Below are 13926 nucleotides of genomic sequence, written 5' to 3'. Positions count from 1 at the left end.
ACCTTGCACACTGTTAACCGCGCCGGGGCGCTGAGGGCAATCTCGAAAGCTGCAAGTCACTTCGCCTTGCGCGTCCGAGCAGCTAAGAGGCCGGACATGTATTGGATTCTCCCACTCGTTCTCGGCTACGCTCTCGGCTCGATCCCCTTCGGCCTCCTCCTCACGCGCATCGCGGGAGGCGGCGATTTGCGCACGATCGGCTCCGGCAATATCGGCGCGACCAATGTGCTGCGCACCGGGCGCAAGGGCCTGGCGGCGGCGACGCTGCTGCTCGACTTGCTGAAAGGCCTCGCCGCCGTGCTGATTGCCGCGCATTTCTGGCCGGAATGGGCGTGGCTGGGCGCGCTCGGCGCGTTCCTGGGCCACTGCTTCCCGGTCTGGCTGGGCTTCAAGGGCGGCAAGGGCGTGGCGACCATGGCGGGTGTGGCCTTCGGCCTCGCATGGCCGGTGGGGCTGGCTTACGCGCTTACCTGGATCGGGCTGCTGCTGACGGTGCGAATCAGTTCCGTCGCGGGGATGACCGCCGCTGTCGTCGCGCCGATTGCCGCTTTCGCGCTCGGACAGGGGCAGGCAGCAGGAGTGCTCGCGGTGATCGCGGCGCTCGTGCTCTTCCAGCACCGCGAGAACATTGCCCGCCTTCGCGCCGGGACCGAACCGAAGGTCGGGAGCGGCAAGAAGCCGTGAGTCGAGCCGGGGGGGACAGCAAGGGCGCACTTTCGCAGGACGAGGCGTTCGCGCGCATCCGTCTGCTGCGCTCGCCCAATGTCGGTCCCGTCACATATCGTCAGCTGCTTGCCCGCTGCGGCAGCGCCGAGGCGGCGATCAAGGCCTTGCCCGAACTCGCCGGCCGCGCCGGGCGGCGCTACCAGCCCGCGCCCGAAGGACTGGTCGAGGCGGAAGTCGCCCGCATCCGCAAGGCGGGCGCCAGCTATCTCTTTCACGATTCTCCGGACTATCCGGGTCTGCTGGCACAGAGCGAGGGCGCTCCGCCGATCCTGACGCTGCGCGGCGATCCGGCGCTGCTGGGTCGACCCTGCGTTGCCGTGGTCGGTGCGCGCAATGCTTCGGCCGGTGCGGTGCGATTGGCGCGCGGGTTCGCGCAAGGGCTGGCGGAGGCCGGTTTCACGGTGGTTTCCGGCCTTGCGCGCGGGATCGACGGTGCTGCGCATCAGGGCGCGCTGGCCGGTGGGGCGACGATCGGCGTGATCGCCAGCGGGATCGACATTGCCTACCCACCCGAACACGCAGAGCTTCAGGAGCGCGTGGCCAAGGAAGGCCTGCTGATAGCCGAGCAGCCACCGGGTACCGAGCCGCTGGCCCGCCACTTTCCCACCCGGAATCGTATCATTTCCGGGCTCGCGGCGGGAACGCTGGTGGTGGAGGCGGCGCCCAAGTCGGGCTCGCTCATCACCGCAAGGCTGGCGGGAGAAATGGGGCGCGAGGTCATGGCGGTGCCGGGCTCACCGCTCGATCCACGGTCTCAGGGGTGCAACCAGCTTATCCGTGACGGCGCGGTGCTGGTTCAGTCGGTCGCGGATGTGATCGAACTGCTCACCCATTTCGACGGCACCCCGCGCGCGACTTTTCGGGAAGGCGAGGCCGAAAGGCCGCAGCCGCCGGAAGGAGCCGGTTCGGAACCTGCTGGTCCAGGTGAGCCGGCCGGGCTCGCCCAACTGCTCACCACGGCGCCGGTCGCTGTGGACGAAATCATCCGGCAGTCCGGGGCAAGCCCGTCTGTCGTGCAACTGGAATTGCTGGAACTGGAGATCGCCGGAAGGCTGGTCCGCCACGCCGGTGGCAGGGTGAGTTTGGGGTGACTATCCGCAGGTCGATGGGGCGACTTGCCAAACATTGTATATTTTTAGCAGCTTGACTGCGGAATTCTTTATGGGGGACATCTTGAGCGGTTATTTGGGCGCCTTCACAGTGGGCGATATCTTTACCAAAACTTTTGCCGTCTTCGTTGCGAATTGGCGAGCCACAGTCATCTATGCGGTGTTCGTGGCCTTGCTTACAAGCGGGTTGCAATTCGGGCTTGCGCGCAACGGCGGATATCCCTTCTCAGGGGCCGGCTTGGCGGCCACGATTGCCGCAACGCTCCTCTCCAACATCGCCGGATACGTACTTGTGTGGCATATCCTCGATCATCTCGATTTTGCCACGACTTCGTTTTCCGGAGGGCGCTATTTCCCCTATCTCGGCGCCACCATCGTCATGGGTATCGCAAGCTGCTTTGGCATGCTGCTCCTGATCGTGCCGGGTCTGCTGCTCATGGCGCGCTGGTCTGCGGCGCTCCCGCTGATTACGGCCCGAGGAACGGGAGTGTTCGATGCGATGGCCGAAAGCTGGGAGATGACCCGGTCGCGTATGTGGACGATCATAGGATTCTATTGCCTGTTCGGGCTGGTGATCATGGCAATTACGTTTCCTGTCATGGCGGGAATTGGCATTATCAGTCTTCGCGAGGGCCTTCCCACAGAGGTCAGTGTGACCAAATTGGGGCTTCAGCTTGTCGGCAGCGTGCTGCAAAATCTCGTTTCGGGTGTCGTCGTCTGTTCGAGCGTGGCTCTTTTTGCCCTGTTGCTCGAAAATGCGGGCGCCGAAACCGAAGTCTTCGCCTGATACCCGCCGCTGACATCCTTTTGTCGCATCGGGGTGCTTGACGAAGCGCCCCAAAGCTTCTCACCCTATGCGTGTACACACATGCGCCCGCGTGGGAGCGCGCGCGCAGGGGCTATAAGAGTAACGAATGCAGCTAGTCATCGTCGAATCGCCGGCCAAGGCCAAAACCATCGAGAAGTACCTCGGCAAGGACTACAAGGTCCTTGCCAGCTACGGTCACGTCCGAGACCTGCCGCCCAAGGACGGCTCGGTCCGCCCGGACGAGGGCTTCGAAATGGACTGGGAACTCTACGGAGACAAACAGCGCCAGGTGAAGGCCATCACCGACGCCGCGAAGGAGGCTGACCGCCTGATCCTCGCCACTGACCCTGATCGCGAGGGTGAGGCGATTTCGTGGCACGTGAAGGAACTGCTGGCCAAGCGAAAGGCGCTGCCGAAGGACGTGCAGCGGGTGACGTTCAACGCCATCACCAAGGAAACGGTGACCAAGGCGATGCAGCACCCGCGCGAGCTCGATCAGGACCTGATCGATGCCTATCTTGCCCGCCGCGCGCTGGATTACCTGTTCGGCTTCACGCTTTCGCCGGTGCTCTGGCGCAAGCTGCCCGGCGCCAAGTCGGCGGGCCGCGTGCAGTCGGTCGCGCTGCGCCTGATCGTTGACCGCGAGCGCGAGATCGAGGCGTTTACGGCGCAGGAATACTGGTCGGTCGCGGCGCAGATGGCGCATGACGGCACGGACTTCACCACCCGTCTGGTGACGTTCGAAGGCCAGAAGCTGGACCGTCTCAGCATCGGCGACGAAGGTACCGCCCTTCGCGCCAAGGCCGCTGTCGAGGGCGGCGCGTTCCGCGTCGAATCGGTCGAGACCAAGCCGCACAAGCGCAACCCGCAGCCGCCGTTCACCACCTCCACGCTCCAGCAGGAGGCCGCGCGCAAGCTCGGCTTCTCGGCCAGTCAGACGATGCGCGTGGCGCAGACGCTCTACGAAGCGGGCGCGATCACCTATATGCGTACCGACGGCGTGCAGATGGACCCGAGCGCGGTTTCGGCCTGCCGCTCGGCGATCTCGGACCGTTTCTCGGGCCACTACCTCCCCGAGAAGCCGCGCCACTACGAGACCAAGGCGAAGAACGCGCAGGAAGCACACGAAGCGATTCGCCCCACCGAGTTCACCAGGGATCGTTACGGCTCGGGTGACGAGGGCCGTCTCTACGACCTCATCTTCAAGCGCGCGATGGCCAGCCAGATGGCCTCGGCCAGCCTTGAGCGCACCACCGTCACCCTGCGGGACGGCACCGGCCAGCACGAACTGCGTGCAACCGGTCAGGTCGTGAAGTTCCCGGGCTTCCTCGCGGTTTACGAGGAAGGTCAGGACAACAAGTCCGACGATGACGATTCGGGCTTGCTGCCCTTCATGAAGGCGGGCGACATGCCGGCCAAGAAGGACGTCACCGCCGAACAGCACTTCACCCAGCCGCCGCCGCGCTTCTCGGAAGCCAGCCTCGTCAAGCGTCTGGAAGAGCTGGGCATCGGCCGTCCTTCGACCTATGCGGCGACGATTCAGGTCATCAAGGACCGCAACTACGTCCGCACCGAGAAGAACCGCTTCTTCGCGGAAGAATCGGGCCGACTGCTGACCTCGTTCCTCGAACGCTTCTTCCAGCGCTATGTCGCCTACGAATTCACGGCAGGCATGGAAGACGAACTCGACGACGTTTCTGGCGGCCGCCAGGAATGGAAGGCACTGCTCGAAGCCTTCTGGCGCGATTTCAAGCCGAAGTCGGACGAAGTCATGGAGAAGAAGCCCTCGGAAGTGACCGAGGCGCTCGATGAGTTCCTGTCGGACTACCTGTTCCCGGCCAAGGCCGATGGCACCGATCCGCGCCTTTGCCCGAAGTGCGGCGAAGGCCGTCTGTCGCTGCGCGGCGGGCGCTATGGCGCGTTCGTCGCCTGCTCGAACTATCCCGAGTGCAAGTTCACGCGCAAGTTCGCGCAGCCCGGCGGTAGCGCCGATGGCGGCGGCGATGATGAAGCGCTGGGCAAGGATCCGGAAACCGGGCTGGAAATCGTCCGCCGTACCGGCCGCTTCGGTCCCTATATCCAGCTTGGCGAAGGCAAGGAGGCCAAGCGCGCGTCGATTCCCAAGGACATCGACGAGTTGACGCTGGAATGGGGCATCAAGCTGCTCAGCCTGCCGCGCGCGATCGGTCCGCACCCGGAGACGGGCAACGAGATCACCGCGAGCATTGGCCGCTATGGCCCCTATCTGGCGCACAACGGCAAGTATGCACGCCTGCGCAATACCGCCGAAGTGTTCGAGACGGGCATGAATGCCGCCGTTTCGCTGCTCGCCGATGCCGCCAATCGTGGCGGCGCCGGGTCGCGCACCAAGGCGGAGCCGATCAAGGTTCTGGGCGCACACCCAACCACGGCCGGTGAGATCAAGGTCATGGCGGGCCGTTATGGTCCCTATGTGACCGACGGCACTACCAACGCCACGCTCCCGCGCGACCAGAAGCCCGAGGATCTGACGGCCGAGCAGGCGATCGCTCTGATCGATGCCAAGGCTGCCAAGGGGCCCGTGAAGGGCAAGAAGAAGGCCGCACCGAAGAAGGCTGCTGCCAAGAAAGCCCCGGCCAAGGCTGCTTCGGAAAAGGCACCTGCTGCGAAAAAGGCGCCTGCCAAGAAGGCTCCGGCCAAGAAGGCCGCTCCCAAGGCGGCAGCGAAGAAGGAGGCCGCCGAATGAGCGACAAGATCGCCAAGCACAAGCAGCCGTGGAAGCCCGAAGAGCTTCAGAAGCTTCAGGTTCTTGCCGGAAAGGGCAAGGGCCTCAAGGAGATCGCCAAGGCCCTCAACCGCACCGAGGAATCGACCAAGGATGCGGCGCGCCAGCATGGGTTCGCCGTCGCCAAGGCCCGCTGATTTCACGGCCTTAGGCGGTATAGCCCGTATTGGCGGGTGCCGAGGGTCACCCCCGCATAGCGCTCGTAGGCCGCGGCAAGCCGCTGGCGGACGAGCGCGCGGGTGGCGAGGTTGGGCAGGTTGGGGCGGCCGGATTCGGCCACCACGACCACGCCCGGGCGGGTATCGAACACGCGCCCGACTTCGGCGCTGGGATCGACCCCCAGCGCTCCGGCCTCGTTCATGGCATTGAGGTGGCTGGGATAGGCGAAGCGCGTCGGGATGCAGGCGTTCGTCGTACGGTAGAGCGCGCTGTCACCCTCATAGACGTAGAGGCAGCGGCCGTGGAGTTCGCGGGCGACCAGATCGCTCGCCTGGGCGAAATCGGCGGCCGTGCCTTTTTCGCGGATCTGGAAGGCGGGCACCAGCACGGCGCCGATCAGCCCAAAGCCGAGCAGCAGATTGCCGTACCAGCGCTCTCCCTTGCGTGTGCGGGCAAGGGCAGGGGCGGCGAGCACGGACAGCGGCACCAGAACGGGGCCAAGGTAGTGATCGTACCAAGTCCCGAACACCAGAAAACCGCCGATCGCGAAGAGCGCCCAGATACGCAGGGCCGGAAGCACCCCCGGCCGCTCGCCGCGCGAGGTGGAGAGCCGGATCGGCGACAGACGGTAGGGCGCGAGCAGGATCGCCAGCGCAAAGGGCGTCATCGCCAGCACTTCCTTGCCGAGTTGCGCAAAAGCGTCGGCATGGTCGGTAGCGCGGCCGAAAATCGACAGCATGTTGCTCTGGACGAAAGCATCGAAGTGCCCGGCCATGGCATAGCCGGCGGCGGCCGCCATGGTCGGCAGCAGGGCCACGAACGCCCAGAGCGCTCCGGTGGCGACAAGGCGTGGCAGCCGCCAGCCATCGGCCCGGCCGCGCGCGAGCAGTAGCAGGCCGAAGCCGATCCCCTCGAACAGCACCGTGTACTTGACCTGCATGGCCAGGCCGAGCAGCAGCATCGGCACGAGCGCTCGCCGTCCCAGCAGCGGATCGCGGACCCGTTGGCAGGCCTCGATCGTCAGCATTGCGGCAAGTGCCACCGGCAGGTTGTAGAACACCGGAGCCTGCCCCAGCGCCGCGTTGAATACGACCTGCCAGAGCAGATAGACGATCCCGGCCGCCTGCGCGGCGCGCGGCGGAGCGATCCAGCGGGCCATGCGCTCGATCACCAGCGCGGTCAGGACCGACGTGGCCAGCCCCAGCAGTTGATAGGTCAACACGGGATCGAAGGGCAGCAGGTAGACCCCGCGATAGATCGCGAAGAGGCCCCAGGGCTTGCGGTCCCAGATATCGACGAAGGGCAGGGCGCCCGCCGCCATGCGCTGGCCGACCAGCAGGTAGAACTGCTCGTCCGACTGGAAGGCAGGCTTGCCCAGCATCATCAGCCGCACCACAAGGCCGGCGACGATGTAGAGTGCGGGAGATGCCATGCCCGGGCGGACAATCCGTCCGGTACGGGCAAACAGGCGCCCGGTTGCTGCGATCATGGTCGACCCTTCGTATTGTCCGCGCCCGCCGCAGGATGGGGCAATGATGTCGCCGCTTCGTCATGGAAGTTGAAGATGGCAATTTAGAGACGCCGCCACGGGTCAGAATCAGCGGCTTGCCTTTGCGGCGCAGCCTGCGACAATTTCTTACAGCGCCGGACTTGCTTCGAAGGCGGCCTTGGGGCGTTGGTCAAGGCATGCTGCAAATGCGAGATGATGATCGGGCCAAGGTGCCCGAGGCCCGGCAAACCGACATCGGTGCGCCCGATATGGCCGATATCGACACCGGTCTGGAAATGCCGCGGCGGCTCTGGGCGATCGTGGCGATTTCCTTCGGCACGGCGCTTTTCGTGCTCGACGGCACGATTGCCAATGTCGCGCTGCCGACCATCGCCCGCGATCTGTCGGTTGAGCAAGGCGTCGTCGTCAATGTGGTGACGGTCTACCAGTTGGTCATGGTCATGGCGTTGCTGCCTTTCGCCAACCTTGGCGAGCGGCTGGGCCTGCGACGGGTCTACCAGACCGGACAGCTGATCTTCATGGCCGCTTCGGCACTGGCGTTTCTGGCCCACTCGCTGCCCACGCTGCTAATCGTGCGCGCGGGACAGGCGTTCGGCGCGGGCATGGCGATGAGCGTGTCGGCCGCGCTGATCCGGCAGATCTATTCGAAGCGCAGCCTTGGCAGTGGGCTGGGCATCAACTCGGTGATCGTCGCCAGTTCCAACGCGCTCGCGCCGGTTCTGGGCGGCTTGATCGTGGCCCATGCCGACTGGCGCTGGGTCTTTGTGGCGGCGGTGCCGCTGGCGGCGCTATCGCTGCTGATCGGGCGATTCTTGCCGGACCCCGTGCGAGGATCCACGCCGTTCGACTGGCGTTCGGGCCTGTGGAGCGCGGCGAGCTTCGCCCTGCTGATCGGGGGCATCGAACTGGCCGCCCATGGCGGCATGGTCGCTCTTGGCGTCGTGATCGCGCTGGCGGGCCTCGGCTCGGCGCTGGCGCTGGCCTGGCGCGAGCGGCAGCGGGCGAACCCGGTGTTTCCGGTCGACCTTCTGGCCATGCCGTCGATCGGCCTCTCGACACTGGCCGCCATCGCCGCCTTCGTCGGTTCGGCCGCGCTGGTCGTGGCGCTGCCGTTCCGGTTGGAGCAGGGCATGGGCTACACGCCGCAGGAAGTCGGCCTGCTGGTCCTGCCGTTCCCGCTCACCATGCTGGTGGTGGCGCCGATTGCGGGGTGGCTTTCGGACCATGCCTCGCCCTCGATCATGGGGCTGATCGGCATGATCATTGCCGTGGCCGGCCTGTGTTTTCTGGCGTTCCTGCCCGACCATGCAGGCGTGGTCGCGATTGCATGGCGGCTGGTGGTCGCCGCGCTCGGCTTCTCGCTGTTCTTCTCTCCCAATGCGCGCATGATCGTTGGCAACTCGCCGCGTGAGCGCGCGGCGGCGGCGGGCGGACTACTCGCGACAGGTCGCCTCTTCGGCCAGACGCTGGGTGCGGCGCTGGTCGGCATCACGCTGTCGTTGGGTTTGGGAGAGGGCCCGGTGCCGATGCTCGCTTGCGCGGTGCTGGCGGCCGTAGCGGCTTTCGCCAGCCTCGTGCGGTGGAGGCTGGCGGAGAAGGCCTAGTTACGGTTGCGGGTGCCGGTCGGGGACGTCGTCTGCGGGGGCACGGGCGGCGGCACCACGAGCGGCACCGGCAGGGGCAGCAGGTTTGGCCGCACCGATTTGACCCCCACGCGCGTCAGCCACCAGGCGATTTCGTTGGCGGTGGCTTCCATGCCCGCATAGTTGAGGTGCCACTGAAGGCCCAGATGACCGTCATAGCCATCGGGAGAACCGATCATCCACGGCATCGCGTCGCAAGGCGTGTGCGTGGCCGAGGACTGGTTCATTTCCACCAGCACGGCGCCGTTGGCCGAAGCCACGCGGGTAGTAATGTCGGCCAGACGAACGCCGATCTGGCGTACGATCGCGGCGTGTTCCTCGCTGATCGGCGTATCGGCGCAGAGCTTGCCGGGCGCGGGCAGCGGGGTCAGGTACTGGACGAAGACGAGCCGCGCATGGGGTGCCTGCGTGCGGATGCGCCGGGCGATCTCCATCAGCTGCATTTCGTCGCGCGCATAGTCGTATTCGGTCGGGATCTTGACCGCCGCACAAGGGCGCGGCTTGCCGCCCGCCGCAAGCGACTGTTTCGCACGATAGGCGCAGGACGCGTTGAACAGGTTGCCGACGTAGTTGAGGTCGTTCCCGCCGATGGTGAGCGTGACCAGCCGGGTCTGAGGCGTCACCGCGTTGATCTGCGGCGCAATGTCGCCCCAAGGGCCCAGCACGTTGTCGGTCGTCGCGCCGGAGCACGACCGGTCGGTAAGCACCATGCCGAAGCGTTCGGCCAGCAGCGAGGGATAGTTGTTGAGGCTCTGCCCGCAGCGCGCCGGCGCGCCGCCCTTGGCGGGCGGCAGCATCGGCCCGGCCGCGAAGGACGAGCCGATGGCGACGTAGCGCTGGCCGGCCAGCGTCTCTTCCACTTGCGCGGTGGGATCCGCCTGGGCGGCGTGGGCAGTCGTGAACGATGTGGCGCAGCCGCCGAGCAACAATGCCGTGGCGGTCAAGCCCGCCAGGGTATTCCTTGGCATTACTTCACCCAGTCCAGTCCGATTTCCTCATAGAGATCGCGCGCGTCGGCCCAGTTTTCCTCGACCTTCACGTGAAGGAAGAGGTGGACCTTCTGGCCCAGCACTTCGGACAGTTCCTTGCGCGCCGCTTCGCCGATCGCCTTGATCTTGGAGCCACCCTTGCCCAGCACGATGGCGCGCTGGTTGTCGCGGGTGACGACGATCTGCTGGCGGATCTCCACCGAACCATCCCTGCGCTGCTCGTAGGCTTCGGGGCGCACGGCGGCATCGTAGGGCAGTTCCTCGTGAAGCTGGCGGTAGAGCTGCTCACGCGTGATCTCGCAGGCGAGCAGGCGCTCGCTGGCGTCGGAGACCTGATCCTCGGGATAGTGCCAGGGACCTTCGGGCATCAGCCCGGCGAGGTGCGTCTTGAGTTCCGGCACGCCGTCGCCCGAAAGGGCCGAGACGAAGAACACTTCGTCGAACTGGACTTTGCCGGTCAGTTCCTGCGCCAGCACCAGCAACGGTTCCTTGGCGCCGGCATCGACCTTGTTGATGACCAGGATCTTGCGTTCCGGGCGCGTCGCCAGCGATTCGAGCAGGGGTTCCAGCTCGTGGCGGCGCTTCTTGATCGGATCGACCACCAGCAGGACCGCGTCGGCCTCCTGCGCGCCTTCCCAGGCGGCAGCGACCATCGCGCGGTCAAGGCGGCGCTTGGGGGCGAAGATGCCGGGAGTGTCGGCCAGGATGATCTGGACCGGACCGTCCAGGGCGATGCCCATCAGGCGGGCGCGGGTGGTCTGCGCCTTGGCCGAGGTGATCGCCACCTTCTGGCCGACGAGTGCGTTGACCAGCGTCGACTTGCCCGCATTGGGCGCGCCGATGACCGCGACGAGGCCGCACTTCTGGGGCGAGCCGTTATTCTCGCCAATATTCTCGGGAGCGCCATCCTGGCTCATCCGAATTTCCTCATGAATTCCTCGGCGGCGTGCGTTTCCGCATCCTGCTTGGAGTTCGCGGTTGCGCGCGCCGAGCCGACATTGTGAATCGAAACCTCGACAGTGAATTTCGAGGCATGGTCGGGGCCTGAGCGCTCGACCAGCTTGTATTCGGGCATTCGCCGGCGATTGCCGGCTGCCCATTCCTGTAGCGCGGACTTGGGGTGCTTACGCTTCCCGGCCTTGCCCTGCATAGCATCGTGCCAGAGCTTGCGCACCATGGCGCGCGCGGATTCGAAGCCGCGCTCGATGAAGCAGGCGCCGATCAGCGCTTCCATCACGTCTCCAAGGATGTTGTCGCTGTCCAGCCCGCCATCGTCGCGCGCCTGCTTGCCCAGCCGCATGCGTGGACCCAGATCGATGCCGCGCGCCACCAGCGCGCACGTGGCGCGGGCGACAAGCGCGTTCAGGCGCTGCGAGAGGCGGCCCTCCGCTTCTTCGCTGTTCTCGTAAAGCCATTCGGCGACCGTGAGCCCAAGCACGCGGTCGCCGAGGAATTCGAGGCGTTCGTAATTGCGCTTCTCGCCGGTGCTGCCGTGGGTTAGCGCGGCGAGCCAGAGGGCTTCGTCGGCGGGCACGGCGCCCGAGATTTCGGCGATGAAGGCGCGATCCTGCGCGTCAAGCACTCAGATCAAGCTCCCGATGCGGCTCCAGCGCGCCGCTGTGAACCAGGTCCAGGGTTCGAACCAGCTGGCCGAACCGTCGGTGGAGAACATCATGATGGCCGCACGGCCGACCAGATTGTCCTGCGGAACGATGCCGATGCCCTGTCCTTCGACGGCGGGGAAGCGGCTGTCGAGCGAGTTGTCGCGGTTGTCGCCCATCAGGAACATATGGCCTTCGGGCACGACATAGACGCCGGTATCGTCCTGCGGCGTGTGGCCGAGGTCGAGCACGTTGTAGCTCTTTCCGTTCGGCAGCGTCTCGCGGTACTGCGGATAGTTGCAGACCGGGCCGCCCTTGGCGTCGGTGCCCTCGAACTCGGGGGCGTAGCAATGGGTATTGGGCGTCACCGGCAGCGCGAAATCGGGCTGCTTCACGCGCGGCACCGGCTTGGCGTTGATCCAGACCTGACCGCCCTTGACCTGAATCTCGTCACCCGGAAGGCCGATCACGCGCTTGATGTAGTCCACATCGTTGCCGGGAGGGGCCTTGAAGATCACCACATCGCCGCGCTCGGGCTGGCTGGCGAAGACGCGGCCCGGGATCAGCGGCAGGCTGAACGGCAGCGAATATTTCGAATAGCCATAGGACCACTTGGTGGCGAACAGGTAGTCGCCATTGAGCAGGCGCGGCAGCATCGATTCGCTCGGGATGTTGAACGGCGAGATGATGAAGCTGCGCAAGACCACCACGCCGAGCACCAGCCAGAACAGGAACGCGAGGAAGCTCTCGTCCTTCTTGGCGGGCTGATCGGAGCGCTTGTCGCGCGCGGCCGACGTGGGTGCACCGGGGTTTGGGGTGGGGTTTGCGGAGGCCGCTGTGTCGGTTTCGCTCATGAGGCAAACCCTTGTTGCGCGCGCGCGCTTCCGTCAAGCGCAATCCCGCCGAATTGGCGACGTTGATCGACCAAAATCGTCATCATCCGGGGATGATTGGTCTGCAACAATGGTCTTGGCCAAGTGGGTCAAGCCCTGCATAACGCCCCGCGCGATTAGGGTGCAATTCGGGCCGGAATTTGGCCGCAAATTCGAATGAAGGGATACAAGGCATGAGCAAAGCGGCGTGGAACAAGCTGGAGAGCCTTCCCAAGCTGAGCCTGAAGGAGCTCTTCGCTGCCGATTCCGGCCGTCTGGACACTTTTGCCACGCGTTTCGAGGCGGGCGATCCGGAAGCCGCCTGCGGCATGTTGTTCGACTGGTCGAAGACCCATCTCGATGCCGCCCATGTTGCCGCTTTCGAGGAACTGGCCGAAACGATGAACTTCGCCGGCCGCCGCGCCGCGCTGTTCGCCGGTGAGATCGTCAACCCCACCGAGGGACGCGCCGCCGAACACACTGCGCAGCGCGGCGTCGGCAAGGAAGAGAGCGTCGAACTCGCGGCCGAGTATCACCACCGCATGGCCGCCATTGTCGAGGCCATTCACCGCGGCGCCATGGGCGAGGTGAAGCACCTCATCCACATCGGTATCGGTGGTTCGGCACTTGGTCCGGCACTGGCGATCGACGCCTTGGCGCGTGACGGTGCGATGGTCGACGTTCACGTCGTCTCCAATATCGACGGCTGCGCGCTGGAAGCCGCTTTCGCCAAGTGCGATCCGGCCACGACCATGCTCGCAGTCGCATCCAAGACTTTCACCACCATCGAAACCATGACCAATGCCGAGAGCGCGATCACGTGGCTGCGCGAGAACGGCGTCGAGGATCCCTATGGCCGCATCGTCGCGCTGACCGCCGCGCCGGACAATGCGATCGAATGGGGCGTCGACGAGACCCGCATCCTGCCGTTCTCTGAGAGCGTCGGCGGGCGCTATTCGCTGTGGTCTTCGATCGGCTTCCCGGTCGCCATGGCGCTGGGCTGGCCGGACTTCGCCGAGTTCCTGAACGGGGCGGCGGCGATGGACGTCCACTTCCGTGATACCGACGGCCTTGCCAACTTGCCGCTGCGCGCGGCTTTCGGCGACCAGTACTATACGCGCCTGCGCGGCTGCCAGACGCGCGGCGTCTTCGCCTATGACGAGCGTCTTGCACTGCTGCCGGACTATCTCCAGCAGCTGGAGATGGAATCGAACGGCAAGTCGGTCACGGCCGACGGCGCGCCGATCGATGGACCGACCGCGCCGATTACCTGGGGTGGCGTCGGCACCGATGCCCAGCACGCGGTGTTCCAGCTCCTGCATCAGGGCACCAACATCGTGCCGGTGGACTTCATCGCCGCCATCGCGCCGGGCGACGATCTCAACCCCGCGCATCACCGCATCCTGCTCTCCAACTGCTTCGCGCAGGGCGCCGCGCTGATGGCCGGCAAGGAAAGCGACGACCCGGCACGCGCCTATCCGGGCGACCGTCCCTCGGCGACGATCCTGCTCGACGAAGTCAGCCCCGCCACGTTCGGCGCGCTGATCGCGTTCCACGAGCACCGCACCTTCGCCAATGCCGTGCTGATGGGCATCAATCCCTTCGATCAGTTCGGCGTCGAACTGGGCAAGGAAATCGCCAAGCAGATCGAGAAGGGCGACACCGCGTTCGACCCTTCGACCGAGGCGCTGCTCGCATTGGCGGGCATCAAGTAAGTCGGCGGGGACACTGCTCGTAAATTGAAG

At 65.6% G+C, this 13926-nt stretch carries 12 protein-coding genes; 7 read left to right on the top strand and 5 right to left on the bottom strand.

Annotated elements, in window-relative coordinates:
• Positions 1-96 precede the first annotated feature (96 nt).
• The 5 genes from plsY to EDF56_RS05230 all read left to right on the top strand — a co-directional run bounded on the left by plsY (position 97) and on the right by EDF56_RS05230 (position 5544).
• Complete coding sequence (gene plsY / locus EDF56_RS05250) at positions 97-684, top strand: glycerol-3-phosphate 1-O-acyltransferase PlsY (protein ID WP_132385612.1); 588 nt, start codon at positions 97-99, stop codon at positions 682-684.
• The gene (gene dprA / locus EDF56_RS05245) at positions 681-1817 is read left to right on the top strand and encodes a DNA-processing protein DprA (RefSeq protein ID WP_132385611.1); all 1137 of its coding nucleotides are present in this window, start codon (positions 681-683) and stop codon (positions 1815-1817) included. Before plsY ends, dprA begins: the two co-directional genes overlap by 4 nt.
• 52 nt (positions 1818-1869) lie before the next feature.
• Complete coding sequence (locus EDF56_RS05240) at positions 1870-2622, top strand: glycerophosphoryl diester phosphodiesterase membrane domain-containing protein (protein ID WP_132385610.1); 753 nt, start codon at positions 1870-1872, stop codon at positions 2620-2622.
• 127 nt (positions 2623-2749) lie between these two features.
• Positions 2750-5368, top strand: a complete 2619-nt coding sequence (gene topA, locus EDF56_RS05235; protein ID WP_132385609.1) for a type I DNA topoisomerase — start codon at positions 2750-2752, stop codon at positions 5366-5368.
• A complete protein-coding gene (locus EDF56_RS05230; RefSeq protein WP_132385608.1) occupies positions 5365-5544 on the top strand; it encodes a hypothetical protein in 180 nt (59 codons plus the stop codon). Before topA ends, EDF56_RS05230 begins: the two co-directional genes overlap by 4 nt.
• Positions 5545-5546: 2 nt before the next feature.
• On the opposite strand, the gene EDF56_RS05225 is transcribed toward EDF56_RS05230, so the two are convergent.
• Positions 5547-7055, bottom strand: coding sequence for a hypothetical protein (locus EDF56_RS05225; RefSeq protein WP_132385607.1), 1509 nt, complete (start codon positions 7053-7055; stop codon positions 5547-5549).
• Between the two features lie 197 nt (positions 7056-7252).
• Between EDF56_RS05225 and EDF56_RS05220 the strand changes: the two genes are divergently transcribed.
• Positions 7253-8680: an MFS transporter gene (locus EDF56_RS05220; protein ID WP_132385606.1), complete on the top strand. Its 1428-nt coding sequence runs from the start codon at positions 7253-7255 to the stop codon at positions 8678-8680.
• Here the strand turns inward: EDF56_RS05220 and EDF56_RS05215 are convergent.
• The 4 genes from EDF56_RS05215 to lepB are packed head-to-tail and all read right to left on the bottom strand — an operon-like array spanning position 8677 to position 12163.
• Entirely contained in the window at positions 8677-9687 is a 1011-nt protein-coding gene (locus EDF56_RS05215; protein WP_132385605.1) for an SGNH/GDSL hydrolase family protein, read from the bottom strand. The two genes, EDF56_RS05220 and EDF56_RS05215, sit on opposite strands and share 4 nt — an antisense overlap.
• The gene (era, locus tag EDF56_RS05210) at positions 9687-10625 is read right to left on the bottom strand and encodes a GTPase Era (RefSeq protein WP_132385604.1); all 939 of its coding nucleotides are present in this window, start codon (positions 10623-10625) and stop codon (positions 9687-9689) included. Before era ends, EDF56_RS05215 begins: the two co-directional genes overlap by 1 nt.
• A complete protein-coding gene (gene rnc, locus EDF56_RS05205) occupies positions 10622-11290 on the bottom strand; it encodes a ribonuclease III (protein WP_132385603.1) in 669 nt (222 codons plus the stop codon). Before rnc ends, era begins: the two co-directional genes overlap by 4 nt.
• On the bottom strand, positions 11291-12163 hold the full coding sequence (gene lepB / locus EDF56_RS05200) for a signal peptidase I (RefSeq protein ID WP_132385602.1): 873 nt from the start codon (positions 12161-12163) through the stop codon (positions 11291-11293).
• Between the two features lie 212 nt (positions 12164-12375).
• On the opposite strand from lepB, the gene pgi reads away from it, so the two are divergent.
• On the top strand, positions 12376-13896 hold the full coding sequence (gene pgi / locus EDF56_RS05195) for a glucose-6-phosphate isomerase (RefSeq protein ID WP_132385601.1): 1521 nt from the start codon (positions 12376-12378) through the stop codon (positions 13894-13896).
• Positions 13897-13926: the final 30 nt, after the last annotated feature.

The organism is Novosphingobium sp. PhB165 (genome assembly GCF_004341845.1).
In the GTDB taxonomy this organism is placed as follows: Bacteria; Pseudomonadota; Alphaproteobacteria; order Sphingomonadales; family Sphingomonadaceae; genus Novosphingobium.
Note: the sequence above shows the minus strand (reverse complement) of the source record. Positions and strands in the feature narration are given on the sequence as shown.